Source organism: Curtobacterium sp. L6-1 (assembly GCF_018885305.1).
Classification (GTDB): Bacteria; Actinomycetota; Actinomycetes; order Actinomycetales; family Microbacteriaceae; genus Curtobacterium; species Curtobacterium aetherium.
On record NZ_CP076544.1, the window covers coordinates 3,368,579 to 3,391,939 of the forward strand.

The 23,361-nt window shown below is 72.6% G+C and carries 20 protein-coding genes, 1 tRNA gene and 1 pseudogene; 17 read left to right on the forward strand and 5 right to left on the reverse strand.

All coding sequences use genetic code 11. From position 1 onward, the window contains the following. Window positions 1–4: 4 nt before the first annotated feature. Window positions 5–256, reverse strand: a pseudogene (locus KM842_RS16100) (FmdB family zinc ribbon protein); the annotation flags it as partial. Further along, on the reverse strand, window positions 147–731 hold the full coding sequence (locus KM842_RS15615; protein WP_216259786.1) for a 5-formyltetrahydrofolate cyclo-ligase: 585 nt from the start codon (window positions 729–731) through the stop codon (window positions 147–149). The pseudogene KM842_RS16100 and the gene KM842_RS15615, both read right to left, overlap by 110 nt. Window positions 732–834: 103 nt before the next feature. Between KM842_RS15615 and galU the strand changes: the two genes are divergently transcribed. The 6 genes from galU (at window position 835) to KM842_RS15645 (ending at window position 5,688) form a co-directional block, all read left to right on the forward strand. Then, on the forward strand, window positions 835–1,725 hold the full coding sequence (gene galU / locus KM842_RS15620) for a UTP--glucose-1-phosphate uridylyltransferase GalU (protein WP_216259788.1): 891 nt from the start codon (window positions 835–837) through the stop codon (window positions 1,723–1,725). Window positions 1,726–1,814: 89 nt separating this feature from the next. Further along, window positions 1,815–2,474, forward strand: coding sequence for a GNAT family N-acetyltransferase (locus KM842_RS15625; RefSeq protein ID WP_216259790.1), 660 nt, complete (start codon window positions 1,815–1,817; stop codon window positions 2,472–2,474). A gap of 139 nt (window positions 2,475–2,613) precedes the next feature. Next, window positions 2,614–3,774 (forward strand): hypothetical protein, encoded by a 1,161-nt coding sequence (locus tag KM842_RS15630; protein WP_216259792.1) that lies wholly within the window; start codon window positions 2,614–2,616, stop codon window positions 3,772–3,774. A gap of 82 nt (window positions 3,775–3,856) precedes the next feature. Then, window positions 3,857–3,932: transfer RNA gene (locus KM842_RS15635), tRNA-Ala, on the forward strand. A 211-nt stretch (window positions 3,933–4,143) separates the two neighbouring features. Then, window positions 4,144–4,566, forward strand: a complete 423-nt coding sequence (locus tag KM842_RS15640; protein WP_216259794.1) for a VOC family protein — start codon at window positions 4,144–4,146, stop codon at window positions 4,564–4,566. A 66-nt stretch (window positions 4,567–4,632) separates the two neighbouring features. Continuing rightward, window positions 4,633–5,688, forward strand: a complete 1,056-nt coding sequence (locus KM842_RS15645; protein WP_216259796.1) for an amidase domain-containing protein — start codon at window positions 4,633–4,635, stop codon at window positions 5,686–5,688. A gap of 98 nt (window positions 5,689–5,786) precedes the next feature. On the opposite strand, the gene KM842_RS15650 is transcribed toward KM842_RS15645, so the two are convergent. After that, window positions 5,787–7,046 (reverse strand): putative hexosyltransferase, encoded by a 1,260-nt coding sequence (locus KM842_RS15650; protein WP_216259797.1) that lies wholly within the window; start codon window positions 7,044–7,046, stop codon window positions 5,787–5,789. A gap of 117 nt (window positions 7,047–7,163) precedes the next feature. Between KM842_RS15650 and KM842_RS15655 the strand changes: the two genes are divergently transcribed. Further along, complete coding sequence (locus KM842_RS15655; RefSeq protein ID WP_216259799.1) at window positions 7,164–8,015, forward strand: alpha/beta fold hydrolase; 852 nt, start codon at window positions 7,164–7,166, stop codon at window positions 8,013–8,015. 122 nt (window positions 8,016–8,137) lie between these two features. Here KM842_RS15655 and KM842_RS15660 read toward each other — a convergent pair whose 3' ends face one another. After that, on the reverse strand, window positions 8,138–10,021 hold the full coding sequence (locus tag KM842_RS15660; RefSeq protein WP_216259800.1) for a glycoside hydrolase family 2 protein: 1,884 nt from the start codon (window positions 10,019–10,021) through the stop codon (window positions 8,138–8,140). 324 nt (window positions 10,022–10,345) lie between these two features. Between KM842_RS15660 and KM842_RS15665 the strand changes: the two genes are divergently transcribed. The 4 genes from KM842_RS15665 to KM842_RS15680 all read left to right on the forward strand — a co-directional run bounded on the left by KM842_RS15665 (window position 10,346) and on the right by KM842_RS15680 (window position 16,593). Continuing rightward, on the forward strand, window positions 10,346–11,806 hold the full coding sequence (locus tag KM842_RS15665) for a glycosyltransferase (RefSeq protein WP_216259801.1): 1,461 nt from the start codon (window positions 10,346–10,348) through the stop codon (window positions 11,804–11,806). Continuing rightward, window positions 11,803–13,863: a right-handed parallel beta-helix repeat-containing protein gene (locus tag KM842_RS15670; RefSeq protein ID WP_216259802.1), complete on the forward strand. Its 2,061-nt coding sequence runs from the start codon at window positions 11,803–11,805 to the stop codon at window positions 13,861–13,863. Before KM842_RS15665 ends, KM842_RS15670 begins: the two co-directional genes overlap by 4 nt. A 5-nt stretch (window positions 13,864–13,868) precedes the next feature. Continuing rightward, window positions 13,869–15,080 carry a right-handed parallel beta-helix repeat-containing protein gene (locus KM842_RS15675; protein WP_216259803.1) on the forward strand — a complete coding sequence of 404 codons (1,212 nt, stop codon included), beginning with the start codon at window positions 13,869–13,871 and terminating at the stop codon, window positions 15,078–15,080. Between the two features lie 193 nt (window positions 15,081–15,273). Continuing rightward, on the forward strand, window positions 15,274–16,593 hold the full coding sequence (locus KM842_RS15680) for a maltokinase N-terminal cap-like domain-containing protein (RefSeq protein ID WP_216259804.1): 1,320 nt from the start codon (window positions 15,274–15,276) through the stop codon (window positions 16,591–16,593). 111 nt (window positions 16,594–16,704) lie between these two features. Here KM842_RS15680 and KM842_RS15685 read toward each other — a convergent pair whose 3' ends face one another. After that, window positions 16,705–17,085 (reverse strand): DUF1844 domain-containing protein, encoded by a 381-nt coding sequence (locus KM842_RS15685; RefSeq protein WP_437124535.1) that lies wholly within the window; start codon window positions 17,083–17,085, stop codon window positions 16,705–16,707. A gap of 279 nt (window positions 17,086–17,364) precedes the next feature. Here KM842_RS15685 and infC point away from each other — a divergent pair, with 279 nt between their 5' ends. The 6 genes from infC (at window position 17,365) to pheT (ending at window position 23,321) form a co-directional block, all read left to right on the forward strand. Then, window positions 17,365–18,030 (forward strand): translation initiation factor IF-3, encoded by a 666-nt coding sequence (infC, locus tag KM842_RS15690; RefSeq protein WP_216259805.1) that lies wholly within the window; start codon window positions 17,365–17,367, stop codon window positions 18,028–18,030. A 63-nt stretch (window positions 18,031–18,093) separates the two neighbouring features. After that, a complete protein-coding gene (gene rpmI / locus KM842_RS15695; RefSeq protein ID WP_065961871.1) occupies window positions 18,094–18,288 on the forward strand; it encodes a 50S ribosomal protein L35 in 195 nt (64 codons plus the stop codon). Window positions 18,289–18,317: 29 nt separating this feature from the next. Beyond that, on the forward strand, window positions 18,318–18,701 hold the full coding sequence (gene rplT / locus KM842_RS15700; protein ID WP_110824044.1) for a 50S ribosomal protein L20: 384 nt from the start codon (window positions 18,318–18,320) through the stop codon (window positions 18,699–18,701). Window positions 18,702–18,829: 128 nt separating this feature from the next. After that, entirely contained in the window at window positions 18,830–19,687 is an 858-nt protein-coding gene (locus KM842_RS15705; protein WP_216259806.1) for a TrmH family RNA methyltransferase, read from the forward strand. A 101-nt stretch (window positions 19,688–19,788) separates the two neighbouring features. Beyond that, window positions 19,789–20,829, forward strand: coding sequence for a phenylalanine--tRNA ligase subunit alpha (gene pheS, locus KM842_RS15710; protein WP_216259808.1), 1,041 nt, complete (start codon window positions 19,789–19,791; stop codon window positions 20,827–20,829). Next, window positions 20,829–23,321 (forward strand): phenylalanine--tRNA ligase subunit beta, encoded by a 2,493-nt coding sequence (gene pheT, locus KM842_RS15715; RefSeq protein WP_216259809.1) that lies wholly within the window; start codon window positions 20,829–20,831, stop codon window positions 23,319–23,321. Before pheS ends, pheT begins: the two co-directional genes overlap by 1 nt. Window positions 23,322–23,361 lie beyond the last annotated feature (40 nt).

A 23,361-nucleotide genomic window follows, 5' to 3' on the forward strand; every position in this document is an offset into this window, starting at 1 on the left:
CGTTGAAGGTCACCCCCACCGGCGAGAACACCTTCCGCAGCACTCCACCGCAGACCGGGCACTCTGTCAGTGCGTCGTCGGAGAAGGCCTGCTTGATGTCGAACGCGTTGTCGCACTCGGTGCAGCGGTACGAGTAGGTGGGCACGTCAGCTCCGGAACGTGATGATGCGCGACGGCGTGATGATGCCGTCCACGGGTTCGTCGTGGGCTTCGCGCGGGACCTCGTCGAGGTACTCCGCATCGAACACCACAGCATAGACGGGCGGGCGGTTCGCCATGGACCCGAGGGTCTTGTCGTAGTACCCGCGGCCCCAGCCCATCCGGACGCCGTCGTGCCCGACCGCGGCGGCCGGGGCGAGGATCGCGTCGACGTCGTTGATCGCCAGGGGGGAGAGGACCTCGCCGACGACCTCGGGCATCCCGAACAGGCCCTCGCGCTCCGACGAGCCGTCGCCGACCGCCCAGTCGAGCAGGCCGTCCTCACGGGTCACGGGCAGCAGGACGCGGATGCCCCGGTCGAACGCCCAGTTCAGGAAGGGGCGGACGTCGGGCTCGTCCGGCGCCGACAGGTACAGCGCGACGGAGGTGATCTGACGCTCCTCGACGAAGCGCTGCAGCGTCGCCGTCAGGGCGAGGGAGTCGGTGTCGCGTTCGGTCGAGGTCCGGCTGCGCCGCCGCTGCCGGAGGTCGGCTCGCAGGGCGCGCTTCTCGTTCCCGAGATCGGCGGTCATGGCGACGAGTGTAGCGAGCACGGGTGATGCGGCTTCCCGCCGATCTCCCTGTCCTCCTATCCGTTGACATGCCCGTGAAGGGGGATTCGGATACGGTCTGCCCATGGGCTTCCAGATTTCGAAGGCCGTGATCCCCGCCGCAGGGCTGGGCACGCGCTTCCTCCCCGCGACCAAGGCGATGCCGAAGGAGATGCTCCCCGTCGTCGACAAGCCGGCCATCCAGTACGTGGTGGAAGAGGCCGTCGACGCCGGCCTCACCGACGTCCTCATGATCACCGGGCGCAACAAGAACGCGCTCGAGAACCACTTCGACCACGTCTCGGAGCTCGAGGAGACCCTCAAGAAGAAGGGCGACCACGAGAAGCTCCAGAAGGTCAACCAGTCGACCGACCTCGCCGACATGCACTACGTCCGTCAGGGCGACCCGCTCGGTCTCGGCCACGCGGTGCTCCGCGCGAAGATGCACGTCGGCCGCGAGCCGTTCGCCGTGCTCCTCGGTGACGACATCATCGACGCCCGGGACCCGCTGCTCAAGCGCATGATCGAGGTCCAGGGCGAGAAGAAGGCGACCATCGTCGCCCTGCTCGAGGTCCCGGAGTCGCAGACCCACCTCTACGGCATCGCGACCGTCGAGGAGACCGACACCGACGACGTCGTGAAGATCACCGGCCTGGTCGAGAAGCCGGCCCAGGGCGAGGCACCCTCGAACCTGGCCATCATCGGCCGCTACGTCATCCGCCCCGAGGTCTTCGACGTCCTCGAGAAGCAGGAGCCGGGCAAGGGCGGCGAGATCCAGCTCACCGACGCCCTGATGAAGATGGCGAGCGCCGAGGAATGGACAGGGGGCGTGTACGGCGTCGTGTTCCGTGGACGCCGCTACGACACCGGTGACAAACTCGACTACATCAAGGCGATCGTGCAGCTCGCCTCGGACCGCGAGGACCTCGGCCCGGACCTCAAGTCCTGGCTCAAGGAGTTCAACGCGGGCGAATGAGTCGACCCATCCCGCACGGGCCCGGTGATCCCCGGCCCGTGCGGGACACCCGTCCCGCCGAGCGCGGGACCCCGGAGGAACCAGAAGCGATGACGACGATCCCGACCCTCACCCACGGGCGGGTCACCATCCGCCCCCTCCGGGTCCGCGACTCCCGCGACCTCGACCTCGCGCTGGCCGGCAACCGATCGTGGCTCCGCACCTGGGAGGCGACCAACCCCTCCGGACTCGCCTCGTCGGACGTCCGCGGCAGCATCCGCGCCCTGCAGTCGAACGCCCGGGCCGGGTTGGGCCTCCCGTTCGCCATGGAGCTCGACGGTCGCTTCGTCGGTCAGCTGAACGTGTCGGGCATCACGTACGGCTCGCTCGCGAGCGCCTCCATCGGCTACTGGGTGGTGCAGGACGCCGCCGGCCACAACGTGACGCCGACCGCCGTCGCGCTGGCGACCGACCACTGCTTCCGCACCGTCGGCATCCACCGGCTCGAGATCTGCATCCGTCCGGAGAACGCCCCGAGCCTGCGCGTGGTCGAGAAGCTCGGCTTCCGCTACGAGGGGCTCCGCCGCCGGTACATCCACATCAACGGGGACTGGCGCGACCACTTCTGCTTCGGCCTGGTCGCCGAGGAGGTCCGCGAGGGCGTCCTCGACCGCTGGGTGCGCGGACAGGTCCCGCACGGCGTGGGCAGCGTGCCGCCGGACGCGTGGGACGAGGCGGCCGTGCCGCTGCAGACCTCCCCGCGGGGCTGACCGGCGCGGTCCGTCCCGTCGCCGTCTCCGGCGGGTCCGGCCGGGAGGCCCGGGGCACGTCCGCCGGTTCGGTCGCGACTCGCTCGACACGCTCCCGGCAATGGGCGGTCGGGCGGTGTGCTCCCCCTACCGTTGCCCCATGGGATTCGGGACCTGGGGCGGCGGCATCGTGCTGCTCGTGGCGGCGGTGCTCTGGGTCGTCTACCTGATGCCCGCGTGGGCCGCCCGTCGGCAGTACCTCGCGACGGAGCGCAACGCCGTCCGGCTGCAGCAGACCCTCCGCATCCTCGCGCAGACCGCCGAGCTGCCGGACGAGGTGCGGGTCGAGATGAACGCGAAGTCCCTCGCGGAGGCGCAGCGCGTCGCCCGCTCCGAGGAGGCCAAGCGTGCCGCCATCACCCGCGCGCACGAGGCCGCTCGGCAGCGCGAGATCACCCGTCGTCTGGCGGCGCAGGCGCCCGTGCTCGAGCGGGCGTCCTCGGTGCCCGCGCTCACCGCGATGCGCATGCGTCGCTCGCGCCTCGGTGCGACGATCCTCGGCACGCTCGGCCTCGTCCTCGCGGTCGTCGTCCTCGTCACCGCCCCCGGCGCCTGGCTGCTCGCGGTCGCCGGACTCGTCGCCGCCCTCGGGTCGGCCGCCGTCCTCGCACAGCTGCACCAGGTCGCGACCGCTCGCCGTCGGCGGGCCGCAGGCGGTGCGCCGGAGCCGCGCCGGGCCTCCGCACCGACCACCACCTGGACCGACCCGGCACCGCCGCTGTCGACCGAGCAGCCGCAGGCCGCTCCCGCCGACCGGAGCTGGACGCCGGGGCCGCTCCCGAAGCCGCTCTACGTGCAGACGCCCACGCAGCCCGGGCCGTCACCCGAGTCGTCGGCGGAGCTCGCCGCCCGGCTGCGGGACCGTGTCGCGCAGGCGAAGGCCGAGGCGGACGCCGAGGCCGCGGCCATCCGCGCGGGGGAGTCCGACCCGTCGCTCGCCCGGGTGTCGCGGATGCGTGCCGACGTCGAGCAGGCCGCCGCGGCGCTGTCCTCGCACGACCAGGGACGCCTGGCGGAGCGCCTGGGTCTCCGCGCGGCACCGTCCGAGGCGTCCTCCCGCTCCGGTGCCACGGCGTCCGGCCGAGCCGACGCGGCTCCTGCTGCCACCGCTCCCGCTGCCGCCGCTCCGGCCGACGCCGCCCCGGCCGAGCCGGAGACACCGGCCACGCCGAGCCGGTGGGCGGGCATGGGCGTGATCGGTGACGACGCCTACGGCGAGACCGACCTCGACGCGATCATGCGTCGCCGTCGCGCGGTCTGACGCGGCAGGACGGGCGGCGCGCCCGACCGCGGCGGCTCGATTTCGGTTCGCTGCGACCCGGTGCTATCGTGGTCGAGCACTTGGGGCTATGGCGCAGTTGGTAGCGCGTCTCGTTCGCAATGAGAAGGTCAGGGGTTCGAATCCCCTTAGCTCCACCAGATGCACGAAGGCCCGGACCCGATCGGATCCGGGCCTTCGTCGTTCCGCGCTGTCGTCGTTCCAGTGCTCGTCGTTCCAGTGCTCGTCGTGCCGGGCGCTCGTCGTGGCCGGCGCCCGTCCGTCCCCGTGCGTACGTCCGTCCCGGTGCGCACGTCCTTGCCGCCCGGGGATCGGGCTGGCACGATGAGCCGACGGACGAAGGAGCCCATCATGACCTCACGGCTGAACCCCTACCTCGGCTTCCGGGACGACGCCCGGCAGGCGCTCGAGTTCTACCAGTCGGTGTTCGGCGGTGACCTGCGCATCGGCACGTTCGCCGAGATGGGCGCCGAGGGGGACCCGGCCGACGCGGACAAGGTCATGCACGGGCAGCTCGAGACGACGAACGGGTACGTCCTCATGGCGTCGGACACCCCGGCGGCGATGGGGCGATCGGAGACGAACAACATCTCGCTGTCCCTCTCCGGCGACGCCGCCGACGCCGAGGACCTGCGTGGGTACTTCCGGGCACTGTCCGCGGGCGGGACGGTCCTCGAACCGCTGACACCGGCACCGTGGGGCGACGAGTTCGGGATGGTGACCGACCGGTTCGGCGTCTCCTGGCTCGTGAACATCAGCGCCCCGGCGGCCTGACCCACCGAGGTCCACGGCGCTGCGGTCGGGCGATCCGCGGACGGCGTCGCCTACCCTGGACCGGTCATGACTGCTCCGATCACGCGCCGCACCCTCCTGTCCCTCGCCGGCATCACCGGTGTCGGCTTCGTCGCCGCTGCCTGCTCCTCGGACGGCCCGGCGACGCGGAAGCCGTCCGGTGCGGCCTCCGGCGGGGCGTCCACCGCCACGGGCTCCTCGTCGAGCGCGGCGTCCGCGGCACCGGCGGCTTCGTCGGTCGAGCCGGGCACGATCCCGCTCGCCGGCGGTGTGACCGTCACGGTCACCGGGACCGGGCTCGCCGCGGTGCGGGGTGTCACGGTCGGCGGCGTGGCGGCACGGGACGTCGAGGCGACCGCCTCGCGGGTGACCTTCACGGCGCCGCACCAGGCGATGTACACCGCCGGCAGCGCCGACGTGGCCCTGTTCACCGAGCCGGTCGCCCCCTCGCCGTCGGTGGACCGCACGTCGGACGGCAACGGCAGCCAGGCGAACGACGGCCAGAGCGGCACGACCCAGGACACGAGCACCGCGACCCCGACCCCCACCGCCGCGCCGGTGCCGGACGCGAGCGCCGCGGTCGCCACGACGACGGTCGCCTACGCCGCGACCACCGACGTGGACCGGCAGCTCGAGTACGCCATGCGCCACTGGGAGGACTACAACACCGCCGAGTACGGGACGATGAACCCGATCGGCGGCGACTGCGCGAACTACGTCAACCAGACGCTGCAGGCCCGCGGGTGGGAGCAGCGCGCCGACTGGTACAACCGCGCCGGCGGAGCCGAGCACTCCGCGACCTGGACGTACTGCCCGGCGATGGACCCGTGGCTCGACCAGAACGCGGCGACCTTCGGGCTCACCCGCCGGACCTCGGACGAGCGCGAGCACGTCAAGGTCGGCGACATCGTGATGTTCGACTGGAACGCGAACGGTTCGCCCGACCACACGACGATCGTGTCCGAGGTCTTCACCGAGCAGGACGGCACCATCCGCATCAAGTCGGCGAGTCACAACCAGGACGGCCCGTACCGTGACCTCGACGAGATGATCACGGTGCAGCACCCGGGCGGCTCCGCCTGGTTCCACACCTTCGACGCCTAGCCGCCCGGGACGCCAGCGCCGCACACCTGGCACCCCACCCCAGCGCCCACAACAGGCGCGCCACCCAAGCGTCCGCGACGCCAGCGCCCGAGGCGGCCTCAGGGGTACCCGAGGAACCAGAGCACCACGACCGCGACCGCCTGCAGACCCACGCCGACGACGAGCCACGTGACCGCACGCCGCCGGGTCGCCGTGAACGCCTCGGCCGCGCCCAGCGGCGCCACGGGCATGAGCAGCCGCGGCAGGCTCTGCTGCGGCAGGAACACCGCGACCAGGTAGGCGACGTAGGCGACCGCGAAGCCCGGGACCTCCGGCCCGAGCGCCCGCACGTCCCGCCGGCGGAGGAACCACGCCGCGGCGGCGAGGACGACCACCACGAGCACGATGCCCACCGGACCGAGCCACCGTCCCGCCATGAGGAACCACGGGGTCAGCGGTGCGAAGTGCTGCCGCCCGACGAACCCGACCCACCAGGACAGCTCCGTCTCGAGGTAGGCGTCCGGGTGCCCGGTCACGGCGGACGCCACGAACGGCCACGCCAGCCCGGCCGCCGCCACGACCAGCCCCGCGAGGACGACCGCCAGCCGCTCCCGCCACGGGAACGATCCGGCGCCGCCGTCTGCCGCGGCCGCCCCCGCCCGTCGCGCCGCGACCCACCGCACGACGAGGTGCACCGCGAGCGCGACCGCGAGTGCCAGCACCCCGGGCCGGGTGAACGCCGCGAGGACGCCGAGGACCGCGACGAGCCCGTACCGCCGCCGCACGAGCGCGAGCAGGGCGCCGAACAGCAGGAGCAGGAACGTGCTCTCGGCGTAGGCGACCTGCAGCAGGAACCCGGTGGCGCCGAACGCGAAGAACGCCGTCGCCCACCGCGCCCGTCGCACGTCCGCCACGGCGAGCACGAGGCGGTACAGGACGACGCAGGCCCCCGCACCGCACAGGGTGGCGACCGCGATGCCGGCCACCCAGAACGATGCGCCGGTCACCGTCATCAGGGCGCGCACGACGCCGGGGAACAGCGGCAGGAACGCCCACGGGTTCGGGACGACGTGCCCGGCCCCGTCCGTCGGCAGGACGGTCGGGTACCCGTGCTCGGCGATGGTCCGGTAGAACGACGCGTCCCACGAGCCGGAGAAGGTGGCGAAGGACGGGTCGCGCCGCACCGAGGCGAAGTGCCAGCCGTTCGCCGTCGCGAGCCAGTAGACGGTGACGAGCAGCACCGTGCTGACGACGCGGGAGGCCAGCCACAGGAGCAGGGGGGTGGTCCACCTGCTGGAGCGCGCCTCCAGGACGGCCGTCACCGTCCGGCGCAGGGCGGCCGGTCGGGAGGCGCGGGTCGTCTCCGCCTGGTCCGTCACCCGCACGATCCTGGCAGAGCGCGCCGTGTCCGTTCGCCGCACGACCTCCAGCGGCCGTCCAGCGGCTGCGCGTTGCATCGCGGACGTTCCCTGGAAGACCAACCACACGGAGGCACCATGCCGTTCATCACCGTCGGCGCCGAAAACGGCCACGACATCGACCTGCACTACGACGACTTCGGCACCGGCGACCCGGTCGTGCTGATCCACGGCTGGCCGCTCTCCGGCCGCTCGTGGGAGGGCCAGGTCCCGGCGCTCGTCGCTGCCGGCCACCGCGTCATCGCCTACGACCGCCGTGGCTTCGGCCAGTCGTCGCAGCCGTGGAACGGGTACGACTACGACACCTTCGCCGCGGACCTCGACAAGCTCATCACCGAGCTCGGGCTGACGAACGTGACGCTCATCGGGTTCTCGATGGGCGGCGGCGAGCTCGCCCGCTACGTCTCGACCTACGGCACCGGCAAGGTCGCCAAGCTCGTCTTCGCCAGCGCCGTGCCGCCGTACCTGTGGAAGTCGGACGAGAACCCGGAGGGCGGCGTCGACCAGGACCTCGCCGACTGGTTCGCGAACGGCATCACGGGTGACCGCCCGGCGTTCCTGCACGAGTTCGTCGACATGTTCTACACCGCCGGTGGCAAGGTTTCGCTGACCCACAAGCCGCTCGTGAGCGACGACCAGCGCGCCTACGACCTGGCGATCGCGGAGCTCGCGTCGCCGAAGGGCACGCTCGACTGCACCGCGGCCTTCGCGACCACGGACTTCCGCGACGACCTGACGAAGGTCGACGTCCCGACGCTCGTCATCCACGGCGACGCCGACGGCATCGTGCCCTTCGAGGTCTCCGGCAAGCGCACCGCCGAGGCGATCCCGAACGCGGAGCTGCACGTCATCGAGGGCGGCCCGCACGGCGTGCTCGCCTCGCACCGCGACGAGTGGAACCAGGCGGTGCTGCGCTTCCTCGCGAAGTAGCGGCAGGGCCGGCCCGACGGGGCCGACACCGGACGGGAGGCCCGTGACCAGCTGGTCACGGGCCTCCCGTCCGGTTCCGCGGTCCGGCCCGGCGGCGCCCCTCCCGGGGTCAGCGGCCGGGATCAGCGGCCGAGGACGGCGCGGCGGATCCGCTCGATCGGCTCCTTCGGCGTCCGGTCCGCGTTGAGCAGCCCGTTCGTCTCCTGCATCGTGTCGGTGAGCTGGGTCCAGCAGCTGCCCGCCAGGAACGAGCTCGCCCGCACCGCGTCGTACAGTGCCGTGATCCGGGCGATCCAGTCGTCGCCGTCCGCGGCGGTCGTGTAGCCCCAAGCGTCGTCGCGCTGCGCACCCGGCTGGTGGTTGACCCCGCCGAACTCCGTGAGCATCACCGGCTGCCCGCGGTCCTCGGCGCCGCCGACCAGGATCGGCCGGTCCGCCGGGCCGACCCCGGCGAGCAGGCGCGTCCGGGCCTCGTCGTCGGCGTAGGTGCGGGCGAGGCGCTCCCCGTCGCCCTCGTAGTCGTGGACGGACAGGATGTCGGAGTCCGGGTGCTCCCAGCCGTCGTTCGAGATGACGGGCCGCGTCGGGTCGAGCGCGCGCGTGACGTCCGCGAGCGCCCGGGCGTACGCCTGCTGCGCTGGGTCCGTCGCGATGTGCTGCACGCCCCAGCTCTCGTTCGCGGGCACCCAGGTCACGATCGACGGGTGCGAGGCGTCCCGCTCCACCGCGTCCATCCACTCCCGCACGAGCCGCTGGACGGCCGTCGGCGAGAACGCGTACGCGCCGGGCGCCTCACCCCAGACGAGCAGGCCGAGGCGGTCCGCCCAGTACAGGAAGCGGGGGTCCTCGATCTTCTGGTGGTTCCGCGCCGCGTTGAATCCGAGCTCCTTGATGAGCTCCACCTCGCGGCGCAGGGCCTGCCGTGTCGGGGCGGTGAGGTGCGACTCGGGCCAGTAGCCCTGGTTCAGGACGCTGCGCACGTCGGTGCTGCGGTCGTTGAGCAGGAAGCGCCCGTGGCCGATCGCCGTGGTGCGGATGCCGAAGTACGAGCTCACGGCGTCGAGGGTGTGCCCGTCCGGGGCCACCAGGGTGACGACCGCGTCGACGAGGTGCGGTGCGTCCGGGCTCCACTGCAGTTCCTGCTCGGCCTGGCCGTTCGCCTGCCGGGCGATCGGGACGACGACGTCGACCTCGTGCGCGGTCGGCCCGACGACGGCCTCGACGGTCGCGAGGTGCTCGTCCTGCTCGGTCCAGTGCGCCTCGACGCGGACGCGCGTCCCGACCGGGTGGGCGCCCGCCAGCCGGACGGTCAGCCGCATGGTCTCGTGGTCGACGTTCGTCCAGCGCAGTGCGGCGACGGCGGGGTCCGGAACGGCCTCGAGCCACACGGTCTGCCAGATCCCGGTCGTGCGGCGGTACCAGATGTCGTGCGCCTGCTCGTGCCAGTCCTGCTTGCCGCGGGGCTGGGTGAGGTCGTGCGGGTCGTCCTCGGCGCGGACGACGAGCGTGTGGACCGCATCGGTGTTGCCCGAGGCGCTCGCCGGGGCGCTCGCCGAGGCGCTCGCCGGGGCGGTGAGCGCCTCGGTGACGTCGAGCGTGAACGGCGTGTGCCCACCCTCGTGCTCGCCGATGAACTGCCCGTCGACCCAGACCCGGGCGCGGTGGTCGACCGCGCCGAAGTGGAGCAGCAGCCGCGTGCGGTCCTCGTCGTGTCCGGCGGCGGCGAGGTCGGCGGCCGTGATGCCCCGCGCGTACCAGACCACCGGGTGGAACCCCGGCTCGTCGATCCCGGACGCGGCGGACTCCGGCGGGAACGGGACGAGGATGTCGCGGGCGTCCGGGAACCCGTTGCGCCAGGCCGGGTCGTCGCCGGTGTTGCGGAACGACCAGGTGCCGTCGAGGTCGGCCCAGTGGGACCGCATCATCTGGGGGCGCGGGTACTCCCCGTCCTGGCGGCTGGCGAGCGGGAGACCTGGGGCGGCGACGGTGCCGGGGTGCGCGTGCATCCCTCCATGCTGGCCGCCGAGGTACATCGATGTAAAGAGAACCGGGCGAGACCGGTCGAGCGGGGCCGGGCGACGTGCCCGCCGGCGTCGGGGCCGCGCACCGGTGCGGACCGGGCGCGGGGGACCGCACATCCGCAGCCGCTTGCGCGAACGCGCAAGAGTGCCCCGCATCCCCTTGTCGGTCCGCGCAGGGGCCACCTACCGTCTGGTGACGACGTCGTCTCGACCGCCCCCGCGAGCCACCCACTCGCCGGCGGTCTGCGCCCGGCTGACCACCGCGCACCCCGGATCTCCCACCCACGCCAGTCCGAAGGACCCGAACCCATGGACACCCTGGCCGCGCTCGCCGCATCCCAGTCATCGACCCAGGTCGTCATCGACCAGCTCGTCGCCTTCGGCCACGAGGCACTCAAGTACGTCCCCGTCGGCATCGCCGGTGTGATCGTGTGGGCCCTGTGGCTCTACCGCGTCGTGCTGTCGGCGCGGGCGAAGCCGGTCCGCAACGGCTTCCGCACCACGACCTCCGTCGTCGTGCCGAGCTACCACGAGGACCCCGACATCCTGCTCCGCTGCCTCGACTCGTGGCGGTCGCAGCACCCCGACGAGATCATCATCGTGCTCGACGTCGCCGACACCGAGGCGTACCGCCGCATCGTCGCCGTCGGGGACCCGACCGTGAAGCCGGTCCTGTTCCACCACGCCGGCAAGCGCAGTGCCCTCGGGCAGGGCATCCGGCTCGCCCGCTACGACGTCGTCGTCCTCGTCGACTCGGACACCAGCTGGGAGCCCGGCCTGCTCGAGAACGTGCAGATGCCGTTCGTCGACACCACCGTCGGCGGCGTCGGCACGCAGCAGAACGTGTACCAGCGCAACTCGAGCATCTGGCGGATCATCGCCGACTGGCTCGTCAACCTCCGGTACTTCAACTACGTCCCCGCCATGGGTGCCGCCGGTGCCGTCCCGTGCCTGTCCGGCCGCACCGCCGCGTACCGCCGCTCGGCCGTGCTGCCGGTCCTGGACAACCTCGAGAACGAGTTCTTCCTCGGTCGCCGCTGCGTGGCCGGTGACGACGGCCGCCTCACGTGGCTCGTGCTCGCCTCGGGGTTCAAGACCGTGCACCAGGAGAGCGCGAAGGCCCTCTCGATGTTCCCGGCCACGGGCAAGGCGTTCTTCAAGCAGCGCATCCGCTGGAGCCGCAACTCGTACCGCACCTACCTGACGGCCATCGCCAAGGGCTGGATCTGGCGCGTGCCCTTCGTGACGAAGATCACCGTGCTGCAGATCATCCTCACCCCGGTGACCATGGGCATCACCATGTGGTACCTGCTGTTCAGCCGCCTCGAGCTCAGCGTCATCGGCGCCGCGTTCACCATCGCCTGGCTGCTCGCCGGCCGTGCCGTCCGTGGGTTCTCGAACCTCCGCCGCCACCCGCTCGACATCTTCGTGCTGCCGGTGCTCGCCCTCGTGGTCATCGTCATCGCGCTGCCGATCAAGGTCTTCTCGTTCATCACCATGAACAAGCAGGGGTGGCTCACCCGGCACGCCGACCAGATGGGCGGCGACGGCCAGACCGCCGCGACCCTCGAGCGTCCGACCACCCACGGGACCGGGCAGTCCGCACCGGTCGCCCCGCCGCTGACCGTCCCCGCACCGGGGTTCGCCACCACGGCGGCACCCGCACCGGCCGCGCCGACGACCGTCGCCCCGGCCGCCACCACGTCCGGAGCCGGACGTGTCCCGGTCCCCGCACCGGGCCTCCAGGCCGGAGAGGTCGCCGCAGCATGAGCACCGGACCCACCCCCGCGTCCGCCGCGCGCCGCGGCACCCGCACCGGCCGGCTCGCGACGAGCGCCGTGCTCGCCCTCGCGCTCGCCGGCGCCGCAGCCCTCACCGTCCCGACGGCCGCCGACGCGGCGACCCCGGGCAGCTCCCGGGCCGCCGACGGGTCCACCGTCGTCACGGGCGACGCCTACCCGGGCAGCCCGAACAAGGAGGCGAAGCTCGTCGCCGCCGAGAACGAGCGGATCTACAACGTGCGGGCCCTCGCGTCCGCCGCGCGGTGGAGCGGACTCGTCACGACGAAGCCGTACCGACTCGCGACGGGCAGCTCCTACACGCTCGTCCTCGTCGCCCGCGGCTCGGCGTACACCGTCGACGACCTCAAGCGACTCGCACCCTCGACGTTCGTCAAGCAGCCCGACGGGTCGTACCTGCTCAGCGAGAACATCGTCGTCGAGAACGGCGCGACCCTGCGGCTCACCAGCCCGGACGGCCTGCACATCCACCTGCAGAGCGACGACCGCGGCTTCGTGTCGATCGTCACGCAGGCCGGGGCGCTCCAGATCGCCGGTTCCGCCAAGGCCCCGGTCGTCATCGACTCGTGGGACCCGCAGGCCGGCAAGGTCGACACCGACACCACCGACGGGCGTTCCTACGTCCGCGTGCAGGGCGGCACCGCCACCCTGAGCTACGCGGCCTTCCGCGACCTCGGGTTCTGGAGCGGCACCACCGGGGGCGTCTCGCTCACCGGCACGGACCTCTCCACGCTCGACGCGGCGTCCGGCACCCAGGCCGCGAAGACCCTGCGCACGACGAAGGACGTCTTCGGCAGCACCCTGCTGCCGACCGGCGCGGTCGACGGCACCACCCCCGGCGAGAGCACGGCCGCGGGCGCGTACAGCTTCGTGTCCGCGAAGATCCAGCACACCGAGTTCGACGGCAACGCGTACGGTTTGTTCCTCACCAGCGCGGACGGCATCGTCATGTCGGACTCCACCATCGAACACTCGCTCATCGACGGACTCGTCCTGCACCGCTACGTGACGAACAGCACGCTGTCCTCGGTCGACTCGCACGACAACGGGGTGGACGGGATCAAGATGACCCGCGCCTCCACCGGCATCGTCCTCAGCCAGGTCACCGCGAACCGCAACGGGCGCAACGGCATCACGCTGAACGGCGGGGCGCTCGCCGACGGCCCGAACGCGGTCGGCATGCCCACCGGCGACTACGGCAACAACTCCCTGACCGACAGCACCGCGTCGGACAACGGCCGCTACGGCGTCGAGGTCCTCGGCGGCGAGAACGTCAAGGTCAGCGGCTCCACCATGGACGGCAACCGGATGGGGATCGTCGTCGGGCAGGAGGCCGTGAAGACCACGATCCGCAACAACGTCGTCAAGGGGTCCATCCAGAACGGCATCGCGGTCCTGGACGGCGTGCGCTCGTCGGAGGTCAGCGACAACACGATCGCCGGCGCGGACATCGGCATCTACAGCCGTGGCTCCGACGCCGACGTGGACGGCAACGAGATCTCCGGCGCCCGCACCCACGGCGTCACCGTGGTCGGACCGTCGAAGGGCACGACCGTCACCGGCAACTCGGTCGCGGGCAAGGGGCCGAGCGCCATCGACCTGGCGCGTGCCGACCAGGCCGTCCAGCGCGGCAACACCACCACCGGGTGGCAGTCCACGAAGCCGCTCCTCGTCACCCTGCGCGGGATCTTCCAGCCGCTGACGGTGCTGTGGCTGATCCTGCTGCTCGTCGTGCTCGCCGCGGCGATCGGCGGCGTGATCCGTGGCCGTCGCGGTGAGCAGCGCGAGCACCCGTACGCCGGGCAGGCGCCGCTGTCCTCGTTCACCGCCGGGGTCGTGGACCCGACCACACTGGGGCTGCCCGCGTCGCCGATCTCGGCACCGACCGCGGCGCAGACCACGGCACCCGAGCAGCCGACGGGGGAGCCGGACGCCGGCCGCCGCGCCGCCCACGCCGCCCGGTCCGAGGAGGCCGACACCACCAGGGCCGACGGCTCCGACCCCGCCCTCGCGGCGCCGGCACGGTGACCCGGATGCCGGACCGCTTCCGACGACACCGTGTCCAGCTCGTCTCGGGCGCCGTCGGCCTCGTGGTGGGTGCCGTGCTCGTCGGCGGGATCTGGGGTGTCAGCGCCGCCGTCACCGGGCCGGACACCGTCGCCGCTCCGCCGACCTCGACGGCGTCCGCCCCGGCCGACGCCCAGGGCGCCCCGACACCGAGCCGCACGCCCGAGCTCGGCCCCCTCGACGGGGACGGCGCCGCGAACGGTGCCGACCCGGACGCGACGCCCGGCCCGGGCAGCGCGACGAGCGGGACGAGCGGCCGCACCCCCGCCGCCGGTCCCGCCGCCTCGTGCGGGACGCCCACCGTCCGCGTGGGCACCGCCGACGCGCTCACGAAGGCACTCGACCGTGCGCGGGCGGGCGACGTCATCGCCCTGGCCGACGGCACCTACCAGGGCACGTTCGAGGGCACCGCGACCGGGACGGCCGCCCAGCCGATCGCACTCTGCGGTGGGAGCGGGGCCGTGCTCGACGGCGGCGACCCCTCCGACGGCTACGTGCTCCACCTGGACGGCGCCGCGTACTGGACGCTCTCCGGCTTCACGGTGCAGAACGGGCAGAAGGGCGTGATGCTCGACGACACCCAGCACTCGGTGCTGCAGGGGCTCACGGTCCGGCGGACGGGCGACGAGGCGGTGCACCTCCGGGCGAACAGCAGCGACAACACCGTCCGGGGCAACAGCGTCTCCGACACCGGCCTGCGCAAGCCGAAGTTCGGCGAGGGCATCTACGTCGGCTCCTCGAAGAACAACTGGTGCAAGGTCTCCGACTGCCAGCCGGACCGGAGCGACCGCAACGTCGTCACGGGCAACACCGTGGCGGACACCGCGGCCGAGAACGTCGACATCAAGGAGGGCACCACCGGCGGCGTGCTCTCGGACAACTCCTTCGACGGTGCCGGTATGCAGGGGCAGAACCACGCGGACTCGTGGGTCGACGTCAAGGGCAACGGCTGGAGCATCACGGGGAACCGCGGCACGAACTCGATCCTCGACGGGTTCCAGACGCACGAGCTGCTCTCCGGCTGGGGGACCGACAACACGTTCTCCGGCAACACGGTCGACCTGGGCAACAGCGACGGCGTCGCGTTCGCGTTCCGTCCGGTGCTCGGGAACACCGTCTCGTGCGACAACGACGTGGTGGGCTCGAACGAGTTCTCGACCACGACGTGCACGGGGTGAGCGGCCGGTGACCAGCCGATCGGCGGCCGGTGACGGGCCGATCGGCGGCCGGTGACCGGCCGGTGACCGGCCGGTGACCGGCCGCGGGCGCGCACGCCCCGCCCGCGGCTGACCGGCCCCGCTCGCCCCCGCGCCGGGCCGGACGACGACGAACCCGCACCCCGGCGCAGCCGCGACGGGTAGCGTCCCCGACATGACCGACGCCGTGCACGCCGACCCCCTCGAGACAGCAGTCGCCGGTTGGATGGCCGACCAACGCTGGTACGCCGCCAAGGGCGGGACCCCCCGCACCACCGTCATCGCCGAGCGGACCGCCCGGACGGACGAGGTCACCGTCCGCACGCTCTTCGTCCTCGACGACGCCCCCACCGGCCCCGTGCTCTACCAGGTGCCGCTCACGGTCCGGGCGACGCCCGAGCCGTCCCTGGCTCACGCGCTCGTCGCCGAGGTCGACGGGGCCACCGTGTACGACGCCCCGCACGACGTCGCCTACGCCCGCTGGCTGCTCGGCCGCATCGAGGCCGACGGCGAGCACGTCGGCCCGGTCCGCTCGGCCCGGGTGCTGAGCGGCGAGCAGTCGAACACGTCGGTGATCTGCGACACGGACGAGAACGGGCAGGTCATCACGAAGGTGTTCCGGGTCCTGCACCACGGCGACAACCCCGACGTGACCACCCAGCGCGCGCTCTCGGCCGCCGGGTCGGTCCGGGTCCCGCGCACGTTCGGCGCCCTGTCCGGGGAGTGGCCGGACGCCGGGCAGCCCGGTGGGTCCGCAACCGGACACCTCGCCTTCGCGCAGGAGTTCCTGCCCGGGCTCGAGGACGCCTGGCGCGTGGCCCTCACCGCCGCGCGGACGGGCACGTCCTTCGCGAGCGACGCCGACCGCCTCGGTGCCGCCCTCGCCGAGGTGCACACGGTCCTGGCCGGTGCGATGCCCACCGCGACCGCCGGCCCGGAGCAGGTCGACGAGGCGATCGCGACGATGCGGCGACGACTCGACACCGCCGCCGCCGAGGTGCCGCAGGTCGCGGAGCACGCCGACGCCGTGGCCCGCGTCTACGACCGCGCGGCGACGGTGCCGTGGCCGACCATGCAGCGCATCCACGGCGACCTGCACCTCGGGCAGGTCCTGTCCGCGCCGGAGCCCCGCGGGTGGGTGTTCCTCGACTTCGAGGGCGAACCCCTCCGTCCGATGCCCGAGCGGTCGCGCCCGGACGTGGCCCTGCGGGACGTCGCCGGCATGCTGCGCTCGTTCGACTACGTGGCCGGCGCCCTGGCCCACGAGGACGAGCCCGTCGACACCGGGGACTGGTCCGAGCAGGCCCGCCACGCCTTCCTGGACGGCTACGCCCGGGGGAGCGGCTCCGACCTGCTGGCGCACCGCGCGCTGCTCGACGCCTTCGAGCTCGACAAGGCCGTGTACGAGGTCGTGTACGAGGCGCGGAACCGACCGACGTGGGTCGGGATCCCGGTCGCCGCGGTGGACCGGCTGGTCGCGCGCGCCGCGGGCTGAGCCGCGACCGGCGGCCGGGGAGCCGCCCCGCGGGGCGGTGCGTGACCGCACGACGGACGGGAGGCCCGTGGCGACACCGCCACAGGCCTCCCGTCCGTCAGTCCGGACCGATCAGGTGACCGGCCCGGTGTACTTCTCGCCCGGACCCTTGCCCGGCGCGTCCGGGATCGCCGACGCCTCGCGGAAGGCCAGCTGCACCGAGCGCAGGCCGTCGCGCAGCGGGCGGGCGTGCTGGTCGCCGATCTCGGTGGCGGCGGCGGTGACCAGGCCGGCCAGCGAGGTGATGAGCTTGCGCGCCTCGTCCAGGTCGGTCTGCCGCTCCGGGTCGTCCGCCAGGCCGACCTTGACTGCGGCCGCGCTGAGCAGGTGCACGGCGACGGTGTTGACCAGTTCGATCGCGGGGACCTCGGAGATGTCCCTGGCGGCGTCGTCCGCGCCGTCGGGCCCGATCTCGTCGGATCCGGGGGTGGCGTTGCTCGGGGTGTCGGTCACGGTGCTCCTCTGCTAGACTCGCCGACGGCAGACACTGTCCGCGCGCCCGGAAGCTTCCGGGGGTCAGGACGGTGTCACGAAAGAGGAGTTCCTCCCACCCGTGGCTGCACCAAGGCTACCGGGTCACCACCGCTCCGCCGGAGCCCACCACGTGGGTGCTGGTCGGCCGGACCGCAAGGGTCGGCGTCGGGCGGCTGCCGAACGGGTCCCGATCCGTGCGTCAGATCTCCTCTCTCGTGCCGTCGTCCCGGGCACACGCCCCGGACGGCCACCACCTGATTGAAGGAGCTCCGCATCACCGATCCCCGTACCAACGACCGAATCCGCGTCCCCGAGGTCCGACTCGTCGGTCCCCAGGGCGAGCAGGTCGGCGTTGTCCCCATCGCCGTCGCACTGCGCCTCGCGCAGGAAGCCGAGCTGGATCTGGTCGAGGTCGCGCCGAACTCGAAGCCGCCCGTCGCCAAGATCATGGACTACGGCAAGTTCAAGTACGAAGCCGCTCAGAAGGCCAAGGAAGCCCGCCGCAACCAGGTCAACACCGACCTGAAGGAAGTGCGGTTCCGCCTGAAGATCGACGTGCACGACTACGAGACGAAGCGCAAGCGCGCCGAGGGGTTCCTCCTCGGTGGCGACAAGGTGAAGGCGATGATCCTCTTCCGCGGTCGCGAGCAGTCGCGTCCCGAGCAGGGTGTCCGGCTCCTCCAGAAGTTCGCCGAGGAGATCGCCGAGTTCGGCGTCGTGGAGTCCCGTCCCACCCAGGACGGCCGCAACATGACGATGATCATCGCGCCCCTCAAGAACAAGTCGGACGTCAAGGGCGAGCAGAACGCCAAGCGTGCCGCAGAGAAGGCCGAGCGGAAGGCCACCGAGCACTCCGCGAAGACCAAGTCGGAGGGCGACACCACGCCCGCCGCAGCAGCTCCCGCCGACTCGTCGGCCGAGTAGGTCCTCCCAGGCCGATCCCGCGCTCGACGCGGCCCCCCATCCACCCCACGGAAAGGCACCACGATGCCCAAGCAGAAGACCCACTCCGGGTCGAAGAAGCGCTTCAAGGTCACCGGCAGCGGCAAGATCATGAAGCAGCAGGCCGGTATGCGTCACAACCTCGAGGTCAAGTCTGCCAAGCGCAAGGCCCGCCTCAACGAGGACCAGGTCCTCTCGAAGGCCGACGCCAAGAACGTCAAGAAGCTCCTCGGCCACTGAGCCGGCCCGGAACGTAAAGGAACAGACCAATGGCAAGAGTGAAGAGAGCGGTCAACGCCGCCAAGAAGCGCCGCGTCATCCTCGAGCGCGCCGAGGGCTACCGCGGCCAGCGTTCGCGCCTGTACCGCAAGGCGAAGGAGCAGGTCACCCACTCCCTCGTCTACGCGTACCGCGACCGTCACGCGAAGAAGGGCGAGTTCCGTCGCCTCTGGATCCAGCGCATCAACGCTGCGTCCCGTGCGAACGGCCTGACCTACAACCGCCTGATCCAGGGGCTCAACCTGGCCGGCGTCGAGGTCGACCGTCGCATCCTCGCCGACCTCGCGGTCAACAACGCCGAGACGTTCGCCGCGCTCGTCGAGACCGCCAAGAAGGCCCTGCCGGCCGACACCTCGGCGCCGAAGGCAGCCTGAGCCACGTCACCGTGCACCGGAACCCCCGCTCCAGACGGAGTGGGGGTTCCGTCGTTCCCAGGGGGCGGCGGCAGCGCGTCCGCCGCGACCCGGTCGTGGCCCCGGACGGACGTTCCTAGACTGAGCACGTGAGCGATCTCCTCGAGAACCCCCGTGCCGGCCGTGTCAAGGCCGTGGCCGCCCTGGCCAAGAAGGACGTCCGCGCCGAGACCGGGCTGTTCCTGCTCGAGGGGCCGCAGGCGGTGCGCGAGGCGATCGAGTACCGCCCCGAGCTCCTCCGTGAGCTCTACGTCACGCCGACGGCGGCGGCCCGCCACGGCCTCGACGACGCGCCCGTCGACACGTGGTTCGTGACGGAGCAGGTGCTCGACGCGATGGCGGACACCGTGACCCCACAGGGCGTCGTCGCGGTGTGCCAGCAGTTCCCGACGTCGGTCAAGGACGTCTTCCCCGAGGCCGGCCCGGAGGCGCGGGTCGACGCCGACACGTCGGGCGAGCTGCCCGGGCTGGTCGCGATCCTCGAGGAGGTCCGGGACCCCGGCAACGCCGGCACCATCATCCGGGCCGCCGACTCCGCGGGCGCGGACGCCGTGGTCCTGACCGGACGCAGCGTCGACCCGTACAACCCGAAGGTGGTCCGCTCGACCACCGGGTCGCTCTTCCACGTTCCGGTGTCGGTCGGGGTGACGCTCGCCGACACGGTCGAGCGGGCGCGCGGCCTCGGGTACACGATCCTGGCCGCCGACGTCTCGGGCGACGACCTGCCGGACGTGCGTGCCGACGGGATGCTCGACGGGCCGACCGTCTGGGTCTTCGGGAACGAGGCCCGCGGGCTCACCAGCGAGGACCTCGCGCTCGTGGACCGTGCCGTCAAGGTCCCGATCTACGGCCGCGCGGAGTCGATGAACCTCGCCACGGCCGCCTCGGTCTGCCTGTACGAGAGCGCGTTCGCCCAGCGGAGCCGACGCGGGGCCGCGCGGGCCTGACGACGCAGCGGCGGCCCGACGACGGCCGGACGACGGCCGTCGGGTGACCGTCCGACCGGTGCAGGACGGCGGTATCCCACGGGCCGGTAGGCTTGGCTCTCGTGTCAGAACCTCTCGAGATCAGCGAACCGGCAGTCGCCGACGCGGTCGCCGCGGCCCTCGCCGCCGTCCGCGCCACGACGACCGTCGCGGAGCTGAAGCAGGCCCGTGCCAAGCACACCGGCGAGCAGTCCACGCTCGCGCGGATGAACGCGTCGATGCGCAGCGTCCCGCCGGAGCAGAAGGCCGCGGCGGGCAAGCTCGTCGGTCAGGCCCGCGGGCAGGTCAACCAGGCGATCGCCGCCCAGGAGTCCGTGCTGGCCGAGCGTGAAGAGCGTGCGCGACTCGACGCCGAGCGGGTGGACGTCACCGCCCTGCCGTCCCGTCGGACCCCGGGTTCGCGGCACCCGCTGTCGCTCCTCAACGAGACCGTGGCGGACATCTTCGTCGGCATGGGGTGGGAGGTCGCCGAGGGTCCCGAGCTCGAGCACGAGTGGTTCAACTTCGACGCGCTGAACTTCGACCAGGACCACCCGGCCCGGGCCATGGCGGACACCGTCTTCGTCGAGCCCGTCGACCGGCACCTGCTGATGCGCACGCACACCTCGCCCGTGCAGGTGCGCTCCCTGCTCTCCCGCGAGCTCCCGCTCTACGTGATCGCCCCCGGACGCGTGTACCGCGCCGACGAACTCGACGCCACGCACCTGCCGGTCTTCACCCAGGTCGAGGGCATCGCGATCGACAAGGGCCTGACGATGGCGCACCTCCGGGGCACGCTCGAGCACTTCGCCCGGCAGGTGTTCGGCGCCGAGGCGCAGATCCGCCTGCGCCCGAACTACTTCCCGTTCACCGAGCCGAGTGCCGAGATGGACGTCTGGCAGCCGAACGCCAAGGGCGGTGCGCGCTGGGTCGAGTGGGGTGGCTGCGGCATGGTCAACCCGAACGTCCTGCGCGCCGCCGGCATCGACCCCGACGAGTACCAGGGCTTCGCCTTCGGCATGGGCATCGAGCGGACGCTGCAGTTCCGCAACGGCCTGAACGACATGCGTGACTTCCTCGAGGGCGACCTCCGCTTCTCGCAGCAGTTCGGAACGGTGGTCTGATGCGCGTCCCACTCCGCTGGCTCGGCGAGTCCGTCGACCTGCCCGACGACGTCTCCCTCGAGCACGTCCACGCCGCCCTGGTGTCGGTCGGGTTCGAGGAAGAAGCCGTGCACACCGTCGACCTGACCGGACCCGTCGTGGTCGGTCGGGTCCTCGAGCGCGTGCCCGAGCCGCAGAAGAACGGCAAGACGATCAACTGGTGCCAGGTGGACGTCGGCGAGCCCGAGCCCCGCGGCATCGTCTGCGGTGCCCACAACTTCGACGTCGGCGACCTCGTCGTGGTGTCGCTGCCCGGCGCCGTGCTCCCCGGCCCGTTCCCGATCGCCGCGCGCAAGACGTACGGCCACGTGTCGGACGGCATGATCGCCTCGGCGCGTGAGCTCGGACTCGGCGACGAGCACGACGGCATCCTCCGCTTCGCCGACCTCGGCATGGACCCCGCGGTCGGGGCGGACGCGATCGCGCTCCTCGGGCTCGACGACGCCGCCGTCGAGATCAACGTGACGCCGGACCGCGGGTACGCGCTGAGCATGCGCGGTGTCGCCCGTGAGTACGCCCACGCCACCGGTGCCACCTTCTCGGACCCGGTCGACCGCGTGCTGCCCCGCACCGGCGACGGCTTCTCCGTCACCGTCGACGACGACGCTCCGATCCGCGGCCGTGTCGGTGCGCACACCTTCGTGACCCGGGTCGTGCGGGGCGTCGACGCCGCCCGGCCGACGCCGGCGTGGATGGTCGCGCGCCTCACCCTGGCCGGGGTGCGCTCGATCTCGCTGCCGGTCGACGTCACGAACTACGTGATGCTCGAGCTCGGCCAGCCGCTGCACGGGTACGACCTGTCGACGGTGCAGGGCGGCCTGACGGTCCGTCGCGCCACCGCGGGGGAGCGCCTGACGACCCTCGACGGCGTCGAGCGCGCGCTCGACGCCGAGGACCTCGTGATCGCCGACGACGCCGGCGCGGTCGGCCTCGCCGGCGTGATGGGCGGCGCCCGCACCGAGATCACCGCGGCGACCACGGACGTGCTCGTCGAGGCCGCCGGCTTCGACCAGGTCTCGATCGCCCGCACCGCCCGCCGGCACAAGCTCCCGAGCGAGGCGTCCCGTCGCTTCGAGCGCGGCGTCGACCCCCTCGTGGCCGAAGCCGCCGCGAACCGTGCGGTCGAGCTCCTCGTCGACCTCGCCGGTGGGACCCCGGACCAGCTCGGTTCGACGCTCGTCGACGACGCACCGCGTCCGACGGTCTCGATGCGACTCGGTCGCGCGGCCGAGCTGATCGGCGTCGCGTACACCGACGCCGAGGTCCTCGACACGCTCCGTGCGGTCGGCTGCACGGTCGACGTCGACGGGGACCTGCTCGCCGTCACGCCGCCCACGTGGCGACCCGACCTGGTGGACGACGTCTCCCTCGTCGAGGAGATCGCCCGCGTCGTCGGGTACGACCGCATCCCGAGCGTGCTCCCCGTCGCCCCGCCCGGACGAGGACTGACGCCGCACCAGCAGGCGCGACGTCGGGTCTCCGCCGGACTCGCGGCAGCCGGGCTCACCGAGGTCGTCACCGCGCCGTTCGTCTCCGCCGCCACGGCAGCGGCCTACCCGGGCATCGACGCCGACGGCGGCCCGAGCGTCGTCCTCGCGAACGCGCTCGACAGCGCCCAGGACCGCCTCCGCCGGAGCGGTGTCCCGGCGCTCGTCGACGTCGCGCGGCGCAACGTCTCCCGCGGGCTCGTCGACGTCGCCGTGTACGAGACGTCGCGGGTCTTCCTCCCGACGGCGGACCTCGTGCTCGGCACGACCGACGTCCCGGTCGGGGCAGCCCGTCCGACGAACGAGACCCTCCGCGCGCTGGACGCCGCCCTGCCGGCCCAGCCCTTCCACGTGAGCGCGCTGCTCGTGGGCAACGCGGTCGTCAAGCAGCCCGGCACGGCGCCCGAGCCGTTCGGCGTCGCCGACGCCCTCGACGTCGCCCGCACGGTCGCCTGGGCGGTCGGTGTCGAGCTCACGGTGGCGCAGACCAGCCACCCGTCGCTGCACCCGGGCCGTGCCGCGTCGCTGCTCGTCGGGGACACCGTCGTCGGCGTCGCGGGCGAGCTGCTCCCGGAGCGCGCGGCGGACGCCGACCTGCCCCGTGTGGTCGCGGTCGTCGAGCTCGACCTCGACGCCCTCGTCGCGGCTGCTCCTGACGTCGTCGAGGTCGCGGCCATCGTGTCGTACCCGGCGGCCACGCAGGACCTCTCGCTCGTCGTGGACGCGGCGGTACCGGCCGGTGACGTGCTGGCCGAGGTCCGCGCTGGCGCAGGAGACCTGCTGGAGTATGCTCGCCTCGTGGACGACTACCGGGGCACGGGCATGGACGAGGGACAGAAGTCCCTGACGTTCGCCCTGCGCTTCCGTGCCACGGACCGCACGCTGACCGCTGCCGAGGCCTCCGAGGCCCGTGACGGCGCCGTCCGACGTGCCGGCGAGCGATTCGGGGCGACCCTGCGCGACTGATCCACGACGGATCACCGCCCGGGGTCGCCGCCTCCGACTC